This window comes from Pseudonocardia sp. Ae505_Ps2 (genome assembly GCF_001932425.1).
Classification (GTDB): Bacteria; Actinomycetota; Actinomycetes; order Mycobacteriales; family Pseudonocardiaceae; genus Pseudonocardia.
This window is the reverse complement of the sequence record NZ_MCIP01000001.1, coordinates 1,531,116-1,548,853: the sequence shown is the minus strand read 5'-3', so window position 1 is coordinate 1,548,853 and position 17,738 is coordinate 1,531,116. Positions and strand designations below refer to the sequence as shown.

Below are 17,738 nucleotides of genomic sequence, written 5' to 3'. Positions count from 1 at the left end.
AGGACCGGGAGGACGACATGGCAGGGGCGTTCCGGCCCGTCGACCGGGCGGGACTCGCGGCGCACCTGGCCGAGCGCGCCACGGAGCTGCCCGGCCGGGTGCGCGTGCTCGTCGACGGCGCCCCGCCAGCGGCCCCGCTGGAGCTGGCCGGGGCGGTGGCGGAGCGGCTGCGCGCCGGCGGCCGCCCCGCCCTGGCGGTGGACGCCGACGACTTCCTGCGCCCGGCCTCGGTCCGCCTGGAGCTCGGCCGTACCGACCCGGACATGTTCCTCGACGGCTGGCTCGACGAGCCCGCGCTGCGCCGCGAGGTCCTCGCCCCGATGGAACCCGAGGGCAGCGGCCTGGTGCTGCCCCGGCTGCGCGACACGGTGCGAGACCGCGCCTACCGCGACGAGCCGGTGCCCCTCGGGCCGGACGGGGTGGTGCTGCTCGCCGGCGGGCGGCTGCTGGGCCGGGGCCTGGCGGCCGAGCTGACCGTGCACCTGCGCGTCGGCGGGGCGGCGCTGCGGCGCCTGCTGGCCCCCGACGACGCGTGGACGGCCGCCGCGTACACCCGCTACGAGAGCGAGGGCGACCCCGGTTCGCACGCCGATGTCCTCGTGATGGCCGACCATCCCGACCGCCCGGCGCTGCGGGACGCCTGATCGGCGCACAGCGTCCGAGCACGGAGCGTGGCCGGAACCCGGAAAAGAGAAAAGCGAGACCGGAACGGGTGACACCCGGAACCGATCTCGCGATGGCGGTGGTGACCGCCGGAGGGGGAGAATCCCCGATGAGGGGAGGTGGTGGGCGAGGAGGGAGTTGAACCCTCACGTCCTTTCGGACACACGGACCTGAACCGTGCGCGTCTGCCATTCCGCCACTCGCCCGAGCGACACGAGAAAGTTAGCACCCTGCTCGGCGGTCGTTCGCAGGGGGGTCCCCTGCACGTCGACCACCGGCCGGAGGGGGTCGCGACGGGCGGGACACGGGATGCGCGGCGGCGCCGGGCCGGGTACATCGGAGGGCAGCACGCCGGTGGCACGGCGGGGCCGATCACCCGCTCGTGCCGGGCCCCGCCGGGCCCGGCGGATAACACAGATACGATCGGTCGCACATCACCGACACGCCGATGCGGATGGAGGAGATCTTTTGGGCCGCGTGGACCGCTTCGAGCGCCGACTTCAGGGGTTCGTGGGCGACGCCTTCGCGCGGGTCTTCGGAGGCAGTGTCGTCCCACAGGAAGTCGCACAGGCACTGCTGAGGGAAGCCGAGGACAACGTCGAGCAGCTCGCCGGAGGTCGCCAGCTGGCGCCCAACCGGTACACCGTTCTGCTCAGCCCCAGCGATCTCGACCGGATGGCGGGCGACGAGGACGGGGTCGTCCGATCCCTCTCGTCGCACGTGGCGAAAGAACTCACCGACCAGGGCTGGGACACCTACGGTGAGGTCGTAGTCTTTCTGGAGCGCTCCGAGGCGCTGCACACGGGACAATTCCGCACCCGCTCCGCTGTCGACCCCGACGCTTCCCGTCGGGCCGCCAACCGAGCACGCACCGCAGGAGAAGCACCCATGAGCCAGCAACCGGGCCACCCCGAGGAGAACGGGCAGTACGGATACGACCGGGGCGCACCCGGCGGGTACGGCCAGCAGACCTACGCTCCTCAGGGGTACGACCAGGAGCAGCAGGGCGGCTACGGCCAGCAGCAGCAGGGCGGGTACGACCAGTACGGGCAGCAGCAGGGCGGCTACGGCCAGCCCGGCTACGACCAGTACGGGCAGCAGCAGGGCGGCTACCCCCAGCAGGGCTACGGCCAGCCCCAGCAGGGCGGGTACGACCAGTACGGCCAGCAGGGCTACGGCCAGCCCCAGCAGGGCGGCTACCCCCAGCAGGGCTACGAGCAGGGCTACGACGGCTACGGCCAGCCCCAGCAGGGTGGCTACGGTCAGCCGCAGGGCTACGCCCAGCCCGGCTACCCGCAGCAGGGTGGCTACGACCAGGGCTACGACGGCGGCTACGGCCAGCAGCAGGGCTACGCCCAGCCCGGCTACCCGCAGCAGGGTGGCTACGACCAGGGCTACGACGGCCAGGGTTACGGCGGCCAGGGCGGCTGGGGCGCTCCCGCGCAGCTGACCGCCATGCTGATCCTGGACGACGGCTCGAACCGCAACTACCAGCTGGCCGAGGGCACCCACGTCATCGGCCGCGGTCAGGACTCCCAGTTCCGGCTCCCGGACACCGGCGTGTCCCGCCGGCACCTGGAGGTCACCTGGGACGGCCAGGTCGCGACCCTGAACGACCTGGGCTCGACCAACGGCACCACGGTGAACAACTCGCCGGTGCAGTCCTGCCAGCTGACCGACGGCGACGTGATCCGCGTGGGTCACTCCAGCCTGGTGTTCCGCACCCAGGGCTGAGCCACCCGCGGAGCGGAACCCGCGCAGCGACAGCGGTGCGTCCCCGCCCGCCCGGTGATCCACCGGGCGGGCGGAACGTGCAGAAACACGAGAAGGGCGAGTAGGACGACGTGCCGGAACTGGTACTGCAACTGACCCGGGGCGGCTTCCTGGCCCTCCTGTGGCTGTTCGTCCTGCTCGCGCTCCAGGTCGTCCGCTCCGACCTCTACGCGGCGTCCGGTCTCCGGGCGGCCGCACCCGGCCGTGCCGGCGGGGGCCGGGCCACCCGGGTCCGCGGCGGTGGCCGCGGCAAGGTGGCCCGCCAGCTGCTCGTCACCCAGGGTCCGCTGGCCGGCAGCCGCATCACGCTCGACTCCCGGCCGATCCTGATCGGCCGCGCCGACGACTCGACCCTCAAGCTCGACGACGACTACGCCTCCACCCGGCACGCGCGCATCTCGCAGCAGGGTGACGACTGGTACGTCGAGGATCTCGGGTCGACGAACGGCACCTATCTGGAACGTAATAAGGTCACCGGGCCCACCCGGGTCCCGCTGGGGACACCGGTCCGCATCGGCAAGACGGTGATCGAGCTGCGATCGTGACGGACACGGACCGACCATGAGGTACCGACCGTGAGCCCGACGCGACCGACCGCTCCCCCGGTGCCGCGGCCGTCCGACCGGTCCCGCGGCGCGGGATCCGACCGACGTGCCCCGACCGAAGCCGGAGCCGCCCCGTGACACTGGTGCTGCGCTACTCGGCCCGCAGTGACCGCGGACTGGTCCGGCAGAACAACCAGGACGCCGTCTACGCGGGCCCCCGCCTGCTCGCCCTCGCCGACGGCATGGGCGGCCACGCCGCGGGCGAGGTCGCCTCGTCCCTGGTGATCTCCGCACTGGCGCCGCTCGACGACGACGTGCCCGGCGACGACCTGCTCGCCGAGCTGCGGGACGCGACCCACGACGGCAACGAGGCGATCTCCCGCCACGTCGCCGAGGCCCCCGACCTCGAGGGCATGGGCACCACGCTGACCGCGATCCTGTTCGCGGGCTCGCGCCTGGGCATGGTCCACGTCGGCGACTCGCGCTGCTACCTCCTGCGTGACGGCGAGTTCACCCAGATCACCAAGGACGACACGTTCGTCCAGTCGCTGATCGACGAGGGCCGGATCACCGAGGAGGAGGCGCACACGCACCCGCAGCGGTCGCTGCTGCTGCGCGCCATCACCGGGCAGGACGTCGACCCGTCGCTGTCCATCCGCGAGGCCCGCGCCGGTGACCGCTTCCTGCTGTGCTCCGACGGCCTGTCCGGCCCGGTCAGCGACGAGACGCTGCACGACACGCTGACCGACTACGCCGACCCGCGCGAGTGCGCCGACCGACTGATCGAGCTGGCGCTGCGCGGCGGCGGGCCGGACAACATCACCTGCATCGTCGCCGACGTGGTGGACGTCGACTACGCCGACGACGCCCCGATCATCGGGGGCTCCGCCGGCCGCAACCCGCGCGCCGGCGACGGCGACTACCGCCACGACGAGCGGACCCCGCACTCCTCGGCGCAGCGCGCCGCCGCCACCACGCTGCCCCGCACCGAGCCGGTGCGCCTGGAGCCCGCCGCCGCGGAGCAGCCGCGGCGCCGGCGCGGCCTGCGTCCGGCGCTCGCCCTGCTGGGCGTGCTCGTGGTACTGGTGGCGGGCGTGTTCGTCGCCCGGGCCCTGGTGCTGCAGCAGTACTACGTCGCCGTCGACCAGAACCAGGTCGCGATCTACCAGGGCGTGCGCGGCAACGTGCTCGGGGTCCCGTTGCAGCGGGTGGTCGAGTCCACCGACATCGGCCTCGACGACCTGCCGCAGGCGGTCCGCAGCCAGGTCACCGACGGCATCGTCTCCGACGACGGCGAGACCGGTGCCCGGCAGACCGTCGACCGGCTCCGGGATCGCATGCTCCCGCTCTGCTCGACACTGAACCCGCCGCAGCCGCCCCCGGTCGTCCAGGTGCCCGGCGCCCCGCCGGTGACCACGACCCCGCTGCCGACCGCGACCCCGGAACCGGGCCGGAACTGCCGGCTCGACGGCTGATGGCCACGGGCAGCTCCGCCACGGAGCCGACCACGCCCACCGGCCGCGGCATCGAGCTGTTGATGCTGGGCCTGGCCGCCGTCCTCACCACCGGCGCGCTGGTCCTGGTCGAGGCGAACCAGGAGCAGTCGCTCACGACCGACCTGTTGTGGGTGGGCCTGGCGTACCTCGTGCTGTTCGCGGGGGCGCACGTGGCGGTGCGCTTCCTGGCGCCCTACGCCGATCCGCTGATCCTTCCGTCGGTCGCGCTGCTCAACGGCATCGGCCTGGTGATGATCCACCGGCTCGACCTGGCGAAGGCCGCCCGCGCCGAGGCCACCGGGAGCCCGGTGCCGAGTGGGCTGATCAGCGCCCAGATCACCTGGACCGTCGCCGGCCTGGCGTTGTTCGCGCTGGTGCTGTTCTTCGTCCGGGACCACCGCACCCTGGCCCGCTACGGCTACACCGCGGGCTTCGTCGGCCTGGTCTTCCTGGCGATCCCGGCGCTGCTGCCGTCGTCGATCTCCGAGGTCAACGGCGCCAAGCTGTGGATCCGCATCCCGGGCGGCCCCGGCATCCAGCCCGGCGAGTTCTCCAAGATCCTGCTGATCATCTTCTTCGCGGCCTACCTGGTCCAGAAGCGCAACCTGCTCTCCACCGCAGGCCGTCGCTTCCTGGGCATGGAGCTGCCCCGTGCCCGTGACCTGGCGCCGCTGCTCGTCGCCTGGGGGCTGTCGGTCGGCGTGCTCGTGCTGCAGCGCGACCTCGGCAGCTCGCTGTTGATCTTCGGCCTGGTGCTGGTGCTGCTCTACACCGCGACCGAACGCGTGTCGTGGATGGTGATCGGGCTGCTGGCGTTCTCCGGCGGCGCCGTCGTCGCCTACAACCTGTTCGGCCACGTGCAGACCCGCGTGCGGATCTGGCTGGACCCGTTCGCCGACTTCAGCGGCGGTGGCTACCAGCTCGCGCAGGCGCTGTTCGGGCTCGGCACCGGCGGCGTCGGCGGGACCGGGCTGGGTGCCGGCCGGCCGGACATCGTGCCCTTCGCCGAGTCCGACTTCATCTTCTCCTCGCTCGGCGAGGAGCTCGGGCTGATCGGGCTGGCCGCGATCATGCTCGTCTACCTGGTGCTCATCACCCGCGGACTGCGCTCGGCACTGGCCGTGCGCGACTCCTACGGGAAGCTGCTCGCGACCGGGCTGTCGTTCTCGGTCGCGCTGCAGATCTTCGTCGTCATCGGCGGGGTGACGAAGCTGATCCCGCTGACCGGCCTGACGCTGCCGTTCCTGTCCTACGGTGGCTCGTCGCTGCTGGCGAACTACGTGCTGGTGGCGATCCTGCTGCGGATCTCGCACGTGGCCAGGGCACCGCTGCCCGTCCGGCCCGCGAAGCCGCGGGCGCCGATCGCCGAGGCCAGCACCGAACTGGTCCAGCGTCCCGGTGCGGGCCGGTCCGACACCCGTGACGACAACCGCGCCGACGGTGCCGCCAACGCCGCCAACGCCGCCCAGAGGAGCGAGACGTGAACCGCCCGGTCCGCCGCGTGGCCCTCGCCGTGATGGTGATGATCGTGGTCCTGCTCGGCAACATCACCTACGTGCAGGTCGTCATGGCCGGCCAGTACCGGGACGACCCCCGCAACCAGCGCTCGCAGATCGACGAGTACTCGCGTCAGCGCGGGCAGATCGTCGCCGGCGGGCAGGTCCTCGCGCAGAGCGTCGAGGGGAACGGGCGGCTGCGCTTCGCGCGCCAGTACCCGCAGGGCGAGATGTTCGCGCCGGTCACCGGCTTCCTGTCGACCGTGTACGGCAAGACCGCGCTCGAGCGGTCCGCCGACGAGGTGCTCAACGGCACCGACGACCGGCTGTTCGTGCGCAGGCTGTCGGACCTCATCACCGGCCGGGACCCGGCGGGCGGCAACGTGGTGACCACCATCGACCCCGAGGTGCAGCGCGCCGCCTACGACGGGCTGGCCTCCCGCGGGTACACCGGCGCCGTCGTCGCGCTGGTGCCGCAGACCGGCGAGATCCTGGCGATGGCCTCGACTCCGTCGTTCGACCCGAACACGCTGGCCTCGCCCGACCCCGCCGAGCAGCAGCGGGCCTGGCAGCGCTACGGCGCCGAGGACCCGGACCCGAGGACCAACCGGGCGATCAACGAGATCGAGCCGCCCGGCTCGACGTTCAAGCTCGTCACCACCGCGGCCGCCCTGCAGAACGGTTACACCCCGGACAGCCAGCTCACGGCCGCCCGCAGCATCCAGCTGGCCGACTCCACGACGACCCTGGAGAACTACAACGGCTCGGCCTGCGGCGGCGGGGCGACGGCGTCGCTGCGCGAGGCGCTGGCGCGCTCCTGCAACACCGCGTTCGCCCAGCTCGGCGGCGAGCTCGGCGCGGACAAGCTCCGTGCCCAGGCCGAGGCGTTCGGCATCGGCCGCACCGACCTGCAGATCCCGATGCCGGTCACCGCGTCGCAGGTCGGCCCGATGTCCGACACCCCCTCCACCCAGCAGTCCGCGATCGGGCAGCGCGACGTCCGGCTGACCCCGATGCAGCTGGCGATGATCGGCGCCTCGATCGCCAACGGCGGCCAGACGATGGCCCCGCACCTGGTCAAGGAGATCCAGAGCCAGACCCTGGATGTCGTCGACACCACCGAGCCCGACCGGATGTCGCGGTCGATGCCGGCCGACGTGGCCCGCACCATGACCGACCTGATGGTCGGCTCGGAGGACCGGACCTCGGGCGGCGGCAAGATCACCGGCGTCCAGATCGCGTCGAAGACCGGTACCGCCGAGCACGGCACCGACCCGAAGAACACCCCGCCGCACGCCTGGTACGTGGCGTTCGCCCCGGCGGAGAACCCCAAGGTCGCGGTAGCGGTGCTCGTCGAGAACGGCGGCGACCGGGCGCTGGAGGCGACCGGTGGCTCCGTCGCGGCCCCGATCGGGCGGGCCGTGATCGCCGAGGCGCTGCGGGACGCCCAGTGAGCCCGCGGGACCCGGCCCGGCGCAGGTCCCCGGCGGTCCCGTGAGCGCCCTGTCGGCCGGGCAGCTGATCTCCGAGCGCTACCAGCTGGACCGGCGGATCGCGGTCGGCGGGATGGGCGAGGTCTGGGAGGCCTCCGACACCCGGCTCGGGCGCAGCGTCGCGGTGAAGGTCCTCAAGGCGGAGCTCTCCGACGACCCCGAGTTCCTGCACCGGTTCCGCATCGAGGCCCGTACCGTCGCCTCGCTGGACCACGCCGGGATCGCCGCCGTGCACGACTACGGCGAGGACGACAGCCCCACCGGCGGCGGGCGCACCGCCTACCTGGTGATGGAGCTCGTCCGGGGCGAGCCGCTGTCGTCGCGGATCGGGCGCGGGCCCATCCCCGCCGACGAGGCGCTCGACATCCTCGAGCAGGCGGGCCGGGCACTGTTCGCCGCGCACGAGCGCGGGTTCGTCCACCGCGACGTCAAGCCCGGCAACATCCTGCTGCGCACCGACGGCGTCGTGAAGCTGACCGACTTCGGCATCGCCAAGGCCGCCGACGCCGTCCCGGTGACCCGCTCCGGGATGGTGATGGGCACCGCCCACTACATCGCACCGGAGCAGGCCTCCGGCGAGGAGGCCGGGCCGTCCGGCGACGTGTACTCCCTGGGCATCGTCGGCTACGAGTGCCTGGCCGGAGTCCGGCCGTTCCGCGCCGAGAGCGCCGTCGCGGTGGCGATGATGCAGGTCCGCGACGACCCGCCGCCGCTGCCGGACGAGATCCCCGAGCGGGTCCGCGAGCTGATCTCCTCGGTGCTGGTCAAGGACCCCGAGCAGCGCTACACCGACGGCGCCGAGTTCGCCGACGCCGTCGCCGCGGTCCGGCGTGGGCACCGGCCGCCGCCGCCCGGCATCCCCGCCCCCGGCGGGTACGCGCCCGACTTCCGCGGCGACGACGGCAGCGGCGCGCGCCACTCCCTGCAGGAGAGCGGACCGGGGACCGGCGACGGCCCGTCCGCCGGCGGCCCCGACACCGCCGACCGCGGCCCGCGCACCGGCGACCCCGGCCCCGACGGCGCCCGCCGCAGCGGGCCGGACCAGGGCGTGTCCCGCCCGGTCACCGGCCCCTACCCCGGCGCCGGGCCGGGCCGGCCGCAGGGACCGCGCACCCCGGGCGGCACGCCGTCCGGATCCGGGCCGGTCCCGGTGCCCCCCGGCTCGCCGCCCTACGGCGCCCCGCTGCGTCCGCCGCACACCGGGCCGCACGCCGGCGGTCCGGCCGCCGGCCGTCGTCCGGGCGGGCCACCCACCGGGCCCGGGTTCCCGGGGCAGCAGCGCTCGGCGCCGACGCGTCCACCGGTGCGCCGCAACGCCTCCGCCGACCGGATGCCCGAGCTGCACCCGTCCGGCCCGCTCGATCTGGGCCCGCAACGGTCCGGCCGGGCGAAGGCGTGGCTGGCCGTGCTGTTCGTGGTCCTGACGCTCGCCGCCGTACTGCTCGCAGTGATGATCTTGAGGGGTGTCTCGCCCGACGACATGCGGCCCGGGTCACTGGGGGTCGCGCCCGGTACCGTGGCGACCGCGGCCGGCCCCCCGGCCGGGTCCACGGGACCGGCGGTCCCGGCAGAGCCGTTCGCCGTCCCCCGTGCCCAAGATCGACCGGAGGTGCCCGGTGATGTCCCGGTGATCCCACCGAACGGTCGCTCCGGCGCAGATGCCGCCCGTACGGGACCGGCAGTGGGCGCCGACCGGCATGATGAGCACGCCTCCGACGGACTCGATGAGTACGGGAACCTGAACCGATGACGACACCACGACTGCTCTCCGAGCGCTACGAGCTGGGCGACCCGCTCGGCTACGGCGGCATGTCCGAGGTCCACCGCGGCCTCGACACCCGGCTCGGCCGGGACGTGGCGGTCAAGGTCCTGCGGGCCGACCTGGCCCGCGACCCCCAGTTCCAGCTCCGCTTCCGCCGTGAGGCGCAGAACTCGGCGTCGCTGAACCACCCGGCGATCGTCGCGGTGTACGACACCGGCGAGGTCGAGTCCGAGTTCGGGACGCTGCCCTACATCGTCATGGAGTTCGTCGACGGGCAGACGCTGCGCGAGATCGTCAAGACCTCCGGCCCGATGACCCAGCAGCGGGTCGTCGAGGTGATGGCCGACGTCTGCGCCGCGCTCGACTTCTCGCACCGGCACAACATCATCCACCGCGACGTGAAGCCCGCGAACGTGATGATCAACGGCGTCGGCGCGGTCAAGGTCATGGACTTCGGCATCGCCCGTGCACTGGGCGAGGGCCAGAACGTCACCCAGACCGCGGCCGTCATCGGCACGGCGCAGTACCTGTCCCCCGAGCAGGCCCGCGGCGAGGCCGTGGACGCCCGGTCGGACGTCTACGCCGCCGGCTGTGTGCTGTTCGAGCTCCTGACCGGCGAGCCGCCGTTCACCGGGGACACCCCGGTCGCGGTGGCCTACCAGCACGTGCGGGAGGACCCTCGGGCCCCGTCCCAGCTGAACCCGTCGGTGCCCCCGGCACTCGACGCGGTGGTGCTCAAGGCGCTCAGCAAGAACCCGGCCAACCGCTACCAGTCGGCCGCCGAGATGCGGGCGGACCTGATCCGCGTGCGCAACGGCGAGCCGGTGCACGCGCCGCTGGTCATGAGCGAGCACGAGCGCACGCACATGATGGCCCACGACGGCGCGACCCAGGCCATGGCGACGCGCCGGCTCGACGCGGGCGGCCCGGCCACCGGCCGGCACACGATGCCGCCGCACCACCCCGACTACGGCGACGACGAGCGTCGCGGAGGGGGCCGCAAGGCACTCCTGTGGGTCGTCGCGCTCGCGGTGATCGGGCTGCTCGGCTTCGTCGGCTTCCAGTTGTTCTCCTCCTCGGGCCCGGACCAGGTCTCGGTGCCCGACGTACTCGGCCAGTCCCCGGACCAGGCCCGGCAGACCATCACCCAGGCCGGACTGCTGTTCTCCCAGCAGGACCAGCCGTCGGACGTCGCGCAGGTCGGCAAGGTCGTCCGGACCGACCCCGGCGGCGGCAACCAGGTCCCCGAGAACAGCCGGGTGACGGTCTACGTCGGCAGCGGGCCCGCGCAGGTCACGGTGCCGAGCGTCGAGGGCCTGTCCCCGGACGAGGCCGAGGCCAAGCTCCGGGCGGCCGGCCTGCAGGTCGGCGGCCGTACCGAGCGCGACACCAGTGACTCCAGCCAGGTCGGCAAGGTGATCACCTCCGACCCGGGGCCGGGCCAGCAGGTCTCGGGCAACACCACGGTGTCGCTGGTGGTGGGTCGCAGGCAGCAGACGGTCGCCGTGCCCGACGTCGCGGGCCAGTCGGCCGACGCCGCCCGGACGACACTGCAGAACGCCGGTTTCCAGTCGATCTCCACGACCGAGGTCGACAGCAGCAGTTCGGCCGGCCAGGCGGTCGGCACGAACCCGTCGGCCGGGACCCGGGTCGCACCCGACCAGACCATCACCATCCAGATCAGCCGCGGGAACCAGAACCAGGTGCCCAACGTCGTCGGCCAGCGTGTCGACAGCGCGATCAGCACGCTGCAGGAGGCGGGGCTGAGCCCGTCGATCCGTCAGGTCGACGTCTCGGACTCCTCCCAGAACGGCGTCGTGCTGCAGCAGAGCCCGTCCGGCGGATCCGAGGCCTCCAGCGGCCAGACCGTTACCCTCACCGTGGGCCGCTACTCCGGTGGCAGCAGCAGCGACGGGGACAACAGCGGCAACAGCGGGTTCCCGTTCAACTGACCATCCTTCCGGGAGGAACCGTGCGCGTCCTCGTCGTCGACAACTACGACAGCTTCGTCTACAACCTGGTCCACTACCTGGCCCAGCTCGGCGCCGACCCGGTGGTCCGGCGCAACGACGAGGTCGAGCTGGACGAGCTCGACGACGTCGGCGCCGTCCTGCTCAGCCCCGGTCCGGGCACCCCGGAACGGGCCGGTCGCAGCGTCGAGGTCATCCACCGTGCCGCGGAGCGCGGCACCCCGCTGCTGGGGGTGTGCCTCGGCCACCAGGCACTGGCCACCGCCTGGGGCGGGGTCGTGGAGCGGGCGCCCGAGCTGCTGCACGGCAAGACCTCGGAGGTCTTCCACGACGGCACCGGTGTGCTCGCCGGGCTGCCCTCGCCGTTCACCGCCACCCGCTACCACTCGCTGACGATCCCGCCCGACGGTCTGCCGTCGGAGCTGGAGGCGACCGGGCACACCGAGACCGGCCTGATCATGGCCGTCCGGCACCGGGAGCTCCCGATCTCCGGCGTGCAGTTCCACCCGGAGTCCGTGCTGACCGAGGGCGGACACCGGATGTTGGCGAACTGGCTGCGCCAGGCCGGCTACTCCGTACCGGAGGACCTGGTCGTTCGGCTCTCCGCCGAGATGGCCGGGCTGGTCGCCGGGGTCTGACGGCCGCTCCGCACCGCCCGACGTCCCCGTGACGTGTGACGCCTGTGCCCCCGGGATGCCCCGGACGGCGACGCGGCCGCGCTACCGTGGTGGCGGATCTGTCCGGGTCGCCCCGTCCCCGACCACGGCGCCCCGTCGCAGGTCCCGCCCCCGGCCGGCGCACCGGCCGGACCCGTGTCCGACTCCGACAGGCGATGAGGTCAGATGCCGAAGTCGAAGGTCCGCAAGAAGGCGGCCTACACCCCTCCCCCGGTCAGCCGCACCCCGCAGAAGGTCGCGGGGCCGACGCACCCCGCCTACATCGCCGTCATGGTCGCGATGTGGATCCTCGGTCTCGCCTGGCTGGTGATCAACTATCTGGCGGGTCCGTCCATCCCGTTCATGCTCGCGCTGGGGAACTGGAACTTCATCATCGGTTTCTCACTCATCGTGATCGGCCTTCTCATGACCATGCAGTGGCGTTGACCAGCGGAAATACACGGATGTGAGTTGTCCACCATGTGGATGGAGCCTGTGGACAACGTCGCATGACCACGCAGGGTGATCGACTTCGGTGGTCGACGCCGGTGGGCACGGTCGTCGCACTCTGGGTGCTGGCGGTCGCCGCGACCGGCTGGTCGGTCGCGGTGATCGTCTCCGGGGCGGAGGCGGCCGGCGCGCTCGTCGCGGGTGTCGCGGCGCTCGGTCTCGCCCTGGCCGCGGCCTCGGGGACCCGTGCCCGGCCCCGGCTGGAAGCCGGTCCCGAGGGGCTGACGGTCCGCAGGCTGACCTGGACCCGGCACGTGCCCTGGAGCCGGGTGGACGACCTGCGCCTGCTGCGGACCCGCAGGCTGGGCCGCGAGTCGGTGCTGCTGGAGCTGGAGCTGCGCGACGTCGACGACCACGAGCGGCTCGTCATCCTCGGCCGGGCCGAGCTGGGCGCGGACCCGGTCGACGTGTTCGACGACCTGTCCGCCCTGCGTCCGGGACACCGCCCCGGCGACGCCGGCCCGACCGTTCCCTGACCCGCGCCCGGCGCCTCCACGGACACCGCGGCTCGCCCGGTGCACCGCCGCGGCGGGGGACGACCCGCGACGGTGCCGCTCGCCGCGTGCGGACCGCGCCGGCAGCTCGGGGCCCCACCCCTGGCGACGGCGGGTCGGGGTCAGACGCCGGCGACCGCGAGCAGCCCCGCGGCGCGCACCACGATCAGCACGACCGCGAGTGCGGTCAGCCCGGAGACCGCCAGCACCTGGGTCCGCCTGCGCTGCGGGGACCCCGTCCCGAGGTGGACCAGCGCCGCGGTGACCGCGGCGCCGAAGACCAGCCCGCCGAGGTGCCCCTGCCAGGAGATGCCCTGGATGCTGAAGCTGATCACGGCGTTGATCGCGATGAGGGCGACGACCTGCCCGGTCGGCAGCTTCAACCGCCGCAGCAGGACGAACAGTGCCCCCATCAGCCCGAAGACCGCACCGGAGGCACCCGCGGTCAGCCCGTTGGGAGCGCTGAACAGCATGACCGAGGCCGCGCCGCCGAGCATGGACACGCCGTAGACGGCGACGAACCGGGCCCGCCCCAGCACCGTCTCGACCTCACGGCCGATGATCCACAGGGCGTACATGTTGAACGCCAGGTGCAGCGGGCCGATGTGCAGGAAGCCCGAGGTGATGATCCGCCAGTACTCGCCGTCGGCGACCAGGAGCGGAACGAGCCCGCCGGCCTCGAACAGCGGCGACCGGAAGTTGGACATCACGCTGCCCGCCGTGACCGCGGTGATCACGTAGACCACCACGTTCGCGACGATCAGCCCGGGGACGACCACCGGCTTCCCGGTACGGCTCGCCCCGGCGACGGTGCGTCGTCGCGGGGTCGTCCGTGCGGCCTCGGCGAGGCAGTCCACGCAGTGCTGACCGACCGGGGCCGGCTGCAGGCAGGCGGGGCAGGCGGGCCGGTCGCAGCGCGAGCAGGCCAGCCCGGTGGGGCGGTCGGGGTGCCGGACGCACACCGTCGCGCCGCCGGGGCCGGGCGGGGCGCCGGGCCCACCGCCCGGGCCGGTCTCCCCGGATCCGTACGGCGCAGGTCCGTACGGCGCGGACCCGTAGGGCGTCTGCCCGTGCGGCGCCGGCCCGGGACCGCCCGGCGGCGGCCACTGGGGCTGCGGGTAGCCGGGCGGCGCCGGGTAGTACGGCGTGCCCGCGGGGCCGGGGGATCCCGGCCCGCCCTCGGGCTCGCCGGATGCCCCGGATCCGCTGCTGTCGGGTCGTCCGTTCACCACGGCCGGTCCACTCGGTGGTCGGAGACCTGCGGGGTCAGGACCGCTCGATCTCGATCTTCTCGATGACCACGTCGGTCAGCGGCCGGTCGGCCTGGCCGGTGGTGGTCTGGGCGATGGCGTCCACGACGGCCCGCGACTCGGCGTCGGCGACCTCACCGAAGATGGTGTGGCGCCGGTTCAGGTGCGGGGTGTTGCCCACCGTGATGAAGAACTGCGAGCCGTTGGTGCCCGGCCCGGCGTTGGCCATGGCCAGCAGGTAGGGCCGGTCGAACTTGAGGTCCGGGTGGAACTCGTCGCCGAACTGGTAGCCCGGGCCACCGCGACCGGTACCGGTCGGGTCGCCGCCCTGGATCATGAAGCCGCTGATCACCCGGTGGAAGATCGAACCGTCGTAGAACGGCCCGGAGTCTCCGCCGCTGGCGTTCGGGCCCGTGTAGTCCTTGCTGCCCTCCGCGAGGCCGACGAAGTTCGCGACCGTCTTCGGCGCGTGGTCGCCGAACAGCACGACGCGGATGTCGCCCTCGGAGGTGTGCAGGGCGGCCGTCGTCTTGGCGTTCTCTGGTTCCGTCACGACTACCATCGTGCCAGTAAGCAGCCGCATCCGTGGGAAGCAGGTCCGGAACATGAGTGCCGAGAGGAAGCGGGCCCGTGCCCGCAAGGACGCGACCGAGGCCGTACGCACCTTCGCCGACGCCGGCCGGATCACCGGTGGCGCGGTCACCGACGCCGTGGCCGGAGGGGTCTCGACGCGTCTGTCCGACCTGTCCGACGTGGTGTCCGGCTCGGTGCACGACGCCCGCCACGCGCTGGCCGAGATCGTCGAGCCGACCCCGGTGCGGGTGCGCCGGGCCCCGTGGATCGTGGCCGTCCTGCTGCTGACCGCGGCCGCGGTGTGGGGCTGGGCGACGGTCCTGAAGCGCGAGCGCGAGGTGGACCCCGGGACCCCGGTCCCGACGACCCCGCCGTCCGACGACCAGATCCACGGCAAGCCGATCGGTCAGGGCAGGTCGCAGACGAACGGCCACTGACCGCAGGGCCCGTCCCGGAACGGGCGGGTCAGGACGGGCGCAGCGTCCGCAGGAAGCCGGTCACGGCGGCCTCGTAGCCGTCGGGATCGGCGTTCCAGCTGCCGGTGTGCTCGGTGCCGGAGAACTCCCGGTAGGTGACCGGCCAGCCGTGCTCCGGGGCGGTCGCGGCGAGGTCCCGGCTCAACGAGACCGGGACGGCGGTGTCGGCGTCGCTGTGCAGGACGAGCGTCGGGGGGCGGATCGCGGGCGGACGCCGGACCAGGTCGAACCGGTCGAGGTCGATCCCGATCCGGCGTGCGGTGAACCGGGCCGCGACCCCGGCCAGGGTCGGGGGGAGACCGCGGTTGCGGGCCTGCCGGCGCAGCGTGCGACGCCAGTCGAGCAGCGGCGCGTCCCAGACCACGGCGTCGACGAGGTCGGCGTGCGGGGACCGGTCGAGGAACGCCCCGCCCACCGCGGCCCCCATCGACCAGCCGACCAGCACCAGCCGGCGCGCGCCGTGGACCAGGGCGTAGGCCGCGGCGGCGTCGACGTCGCGCCACTCGGTGTCGCCGAGGTGCGAGCGCCCGTCCGGTGACTCCGGGGCGGTCCCGTCCCCGCGGTAGCTGACGACGAGCTGGGTCAGGCCGGCCGCGTGCAGCGCGGGCAGGATCCGCAGTGCCTCGCGTCGGGTCCCGCCACGGCCGTGCACGCACAGCGCCCAGGTGTGCGGGTGCCCTCCGGCCGGGGCGGGGATGCGCCAGGCCGGGGCCGGCCCGAGGTCGGTGGGCACATCAACCTCGTCGAAGGGCAGCCCTCGTGCGGACGGGTCCGGGTCGAACGGGCCGGCGTCGAGCACGGCGGGGCCGATCGCGGGGACCGGGCCCGCGCGGAGCTCACGGACGACCGTGCGGCGCCCGCGGTCGAGGACCGGACCGACGACGGCCAGCCCGGCCGGGCCGCGCAGTCCCCACACACCCGGCTGCGCGGACAGCCGGGTCCGTGCCAGCTCGACGGTGCCGTCCCCGGTGGCGACGACCCGCTCGGGCAGCCCCGGGCGCGGCGACGGGTGCAGCAGGATCGTCGAGTAGTGCCAGCCGATCACGGCCGCGGCGGCGCCTCCCGCCCCGCCCAGGACCCCGGCCAGCGCGCCCGCGACGGGCACCGAAGGACGAACGGAGTGGCGGACGGAGGGGCTCGGCGCGCGCACGCACTCATCCTGCTCCCCCGCGTACGAGCGCCGCGAGTGGACCACCGGAGGCATTCAGGAGCGACGAGCACTCGCCCGTACGTGCGAGACCCCTCTCAGGTTGCCACTCGTACGGGTGAAGATCAGCGTCGATCGACTGCGCACCGCAACCGCTTGATGTGGATCTCGTTGTCCCCCGGCGAGGGTCGTCCGTCGACCCTCCGCTCCCCCGATCCCCCTTGGAAGGACGTGCGCATGAACTCGCTCGCCCGTACCGCCCTGCGGCTGTCCCTCACCGGCGCCGGCATCGCCGCGCTCGGCGCCGGTCTCGTCGGCCAGGCCTCGGCCGCCGAACTTCCCGAGCTGCCCGAGCTCCCGGCCGCCCCGGACACCTCCGCCCTGACCGACGCCGCGGACAGCCTCCCCTTCGGCGAGCTGCAGGTCCCGGACGCCGATGCCCTCGGTCTGCCGGAGCTGCCCTCGACCGACTCGCTGCCGAGCGCGCCGTCGCTGCCCGGCACCGACGACCTGCCCACCGCCACGCCGCAGGCCGCGGACGTCGCGTCGGAGCTGCCCTCGGCCGAGGACGCCCCCGAGCTGCCGTCCACGGACGACCTGCCCGAGCTCCCCTCGGTGGGCGACGCCGGCCTCCCGTCGGTCGACGACGCGGGCGCGCTGCCCCTGTTCGAGGTCCCGGCCGTCATGCACATCGAGGCGCCGACCGGCTCCTGACGTCGGTCCGCGGGTGCCGGACCCCCGACCGGCACCCGCGACCACGCCCGTCCGGTGTCCCCGACGACCGGGGCACCGGGCGGGCGCTCGTGTGCGGACTCAGGGGCGGCTGTGCCGCGGCCGCGGCGGCGGCGCCGGGACCACCGGCGCGCGGACGAGGAGCTCGTAGCGGTCGAAGGATCCCTCGTCGTCGACGACGTGGCGCAGGAACCGGAACCCGGCCCGCCGCGCGACCCCGACCGATGCGGTGTTCTGCGGGTCGACGTCGATCGAGATCCACCGCACGTCACCACGTTCGCCCAGGTAGCGGGCCGCGAGCCGGACCGCGCGGGTCGCGAGGCCGCGACGGCGGTACGCCGCGTAGACGCCGTAGGACAGACCGGCCCGGCCCCCCGCGGGGTCGAGGTCGACGTCGATGGTCCCGGCGAGGACGGCGCCGCCGTCCACCCGGATCCCGAAGCTCAGCTTCGGCCCGTCGTCGGCCCAGCGTTCGATCGCACGACGGACGTGGGCGCGGGCGGTCGCCGGGGTCGCGGGTGCGCCACCGAGCCAGCGGACGATCTCGGCGTCCTCACCCGCGAGGTGGGCCGTCACGTCGTCCCAGCCGAGCGGGCTGAGGACGACGACGCCGTCCGCCAGCATGTTGGAGGGACGCGACACGGGACCATCCTGCCCCAGACGTCGCCGTGCGTGATCGGGTACTCCCCTCCGGGGTTCCCC

General features: G+C 73.7%; 16 protein-coding genes, 1 tRNA gene and 1 pseudogene. 13 read left to right on the top strand and 5 right to left on the bottom strand.

Going from position 1 to position 17,738, the window contains the following annotated elements; genetic code table 11:
• Positions 1–17 precede the first annotated feature (17 nt).
• Positions 18–644: a uridine kinase gene (locus tag Ae505Ps2_RS07265; RefSeq protein WP_075309235.1), complete on the top strand. Its 627-nt coding sequence runs from the start codon at positions 18–20 to the stop codon at positions 642–644.
• 139 nt (positions 645–783) lie between these two features.
• Here Ae505Ps2_RS07265 and Ae505Ps2_RS07260 read toward each other — a convergent pair.
• Positions 784–869 (bottom strand) — tRNA-Leu (locus Ae505Ps2_RS07260).
• 262 nt (positions 870–1,131) lie between these two features.
• Between Ae505Ps2_RS07260 and Ae505Ps2_RS07255 the strand changes: the two genes are divergently transcribed.
• The 10 genes and pseudogenes from Ae505Ps2_RS07255 (at position 1,132) to Ae505Ps2_RS07210 (ending at position 12,840) form a co-directional block, all read left to right on the top strand.
• Entirely contained in the window at positions 1,132–2,397 is a 1,266-nt protein-coding gene (locus Ae505Ps2_RS07255) for a DUF3662 and FHA domain-containing protein (RefSeq protein WP_075309236.1), read from the top strand.
• A gap of 110 nt (positions 2,398–2,507) precedes the next feature.
• Positions 2,508–2,981, top strand: coding sequence for an FHA domain-containing protein (locus tag Ae505Ps2_RS07250; protein ID WP_075309237.1), 474 nt, complete (start codon positions 2,508–2,510; stop codon positions 2,979–2,981).
• A 134-nt stretch (positions 2,982–3,115) separates the two neighbouring features.
• The gene (locus tag Ae505Ps2_RS07245; RefSeq protein WP_075309238.1) at positions 3,116–4,456 is read left to right on the top strand and encodes a PP2C family serine/threonine-protein phosphatase; all 1,341 of its coding nucleotides are present in this window, start codon (positions 3,116–3,118) and stop codon (positions 4,454–4,456) included.
• The gene (locus tag Ae505Ps2_RS07240; protein WP_084786225.1) at positions 4,456–5,961 is read left to right on the top strand and encodes an FtsW/RodA/SpoVE family cell cycle protein; all 1,506 of its coding nucleotides are present in this window, start codon (positions 4,456–4,458) and stop codon (positions 5,959–5,961) included. Before Ae505Ps2_RS07245 ends, Ae505Ps2_RS07240 begins: the two co-directional genes overlap by 1 nt.
• Complete coding sequence (locus tag Ae505Ps2_RS07235) at positions 5,958–7,427, top strand: penicillin-binding protein 2 (RefSeq protein WP_075309239.1); 1,470 nt, start codon at positions 5,958–5,960, stop codon at positions 7,425–7,427. Before Ae505Ps2_RS07240 ends, Ae505Ps2_RS07235 begins: the two co-directional genes overlap by 4 nt.
• A 49-nt stretch (positions 7,428–7,476) precedes the next feature.
• Positions 7,477–8,301: pseudogene (locus Ae505Ps2_RS33195) on the top strand (serine/threonine-protein kinase); the annotation flags it as partial.
• 911 nt (positions 8,302–9,212) lie between these two features.
• On the top strand, positions 9,213–11,180 hold the full coding sequence (gene pknB / locus Ae505Ps2_RS07225) for a Stk1 family PASTA domain-containing Ser/Thr kinase (protein WP_075553512.1): 1,968 nt from the start codon (positions 9,213–9,215) through the stop codon (positions 11,178–11,180).
• Positions 11,181–11,200: 20 nt separating this feature from the next.
• Positions 11,201–11,836 (top strand): aminodeoxychorismate/anthranilate synthase component II, encoded by a 636-nt coding sequence (locus Ae505Ps2_RS07220; protein WP_075309243.1) that lies wholly within the window; start codon positions 11,201–11,203, stop codon positions 11,834–11,836.
• Between the two features lie 204 nt (positions 11,837–12,040).
• Positions 12,041–12,301: a cell division protein CrgA gene (gene crgA / locus Ae505Ps2_RS07215; RefSeq protein ID WP_075553511.1), complete on the top strand. Its 261-nt coding sequence runs from the start codon at positions 12,041–12,043 to the stop codon at positions 12,299–12,301.
• A gap of 101 nt (positions 12,302–12,402) precedes the next feature.
• Positions 12,403–12,840, top strand: a complete 438-nt coding sequence (locus Ae505Ps2_RS07210) for a PH domain-containing protein (RefSeq protein ID WP_084786224.1) — start codon at positions 12,403–12,405, stop codon at positions 12,838–12,840.
• A 140-nt stretch (positions 12,841–12,980) separates the two neighbouring features.
• Here the strand turns inward: Ae505Ps2_RS07210 and Ae505Ps2_RS07205 are convergent, their stop codons facing one another.
• Together Ae505Ps2_RS07205 and Ae505Ps2_RS07200 are read right to left on the bottom strand one after the other, a co-directional pair.
• On the bottom strand, positions 12,981–14,087 hold the full coding sequence (locus Ae505Ps2_RS07205) for a rhomboid family intramembrane serine protease (RefSeq protein WP_233147689.1): 1,107 nt from the start codon (positions 14,085–14,087) through the stop codon (positions 12,981–12,983).
• A gap of 37 nt (positions 14,088–14,124) precedes the next feature.
• A complete protein-coding gene (locus Ae505Ps2_RS07200; protein ID WP_075309249.1) occupies positions 14,125–14,670 on the bottom strand; it encodes a peptidylprolyl isomerase in 546 nt (181 codons plus the stop codon).
• Between the two features lie 43 nt (positions 14,671–14,713).
• On the opposite strand from Ae505Ps2_RS07200, the gene Ae505Ps2_RS07195 reads away from it, so the two are divergent.
• Positions 14,714–15,118 carry a hypothetical protein gene (locus Ae505Ps2_RS07195; protein WP_075334036.1) on the top strand — a complete coding sequence of 135 codons (405 nt, stop codon included), beginning with the start codon at positions 14,714–14,716 and terminating at the stop codon, positions 15,116–15,118.
• Positions 15,119–15,146: 28 nt separating this feature from the next.
• Here Ae505Ps2_RS07195 and Ae505Ps2_RS07190 read toward each other — a convergent pair whose 3' ends face one another.
• Positions 15,147–16,262: an alpha/beta fold hydrolase gene (locus tag Ae505Ps2_RS07190; RefSeq protein ID WP_249265227.1), complete on the bottom strand. Its 1,116-nt coding sequence runs from the start codon at positions 16,260–16,262 to the stop codon at positions 15,147–15,149.
• 279 nt (positions 16,263–16,541) lie between these two features.
• Here Ae505Ps2_RS07190 and Ae505Ps2_RS07185 point away from each other — a divergent pair, with 279 nt between their 5' ends.
• Positions 16,542–17,018 (top strand): hypothetical protein, encoded by a 477-nt coding sequence (locus Ae505Ps2_RS07185; RefSeq protein WP_020625150.1) that lies wholly within the window; start codon positions 16,542–16,544, stop codon positions 17,016–17,018.
• Positions 17,019–17,117: 99 nt separating this feature from the next.
• Here Ae505Ps2_RS07185 and Ae505Ps2_RS07180 read toward each other — a convergent pair whose 3' ends face one another.
• Positions 17,118–17,678, bottom strand: coding sequence for a GNAT family N-acetyltransferase (locus Ae505Ps2_RS07180; RefSeq protein ID WP_083702511.1), 561 nt, complete (start codon positions 17,676–17,678; stop codon positions 17,118–17,120).
• Between the last annotated feature and the right edge of the window lie 60 nt (positions 17,679–17,738).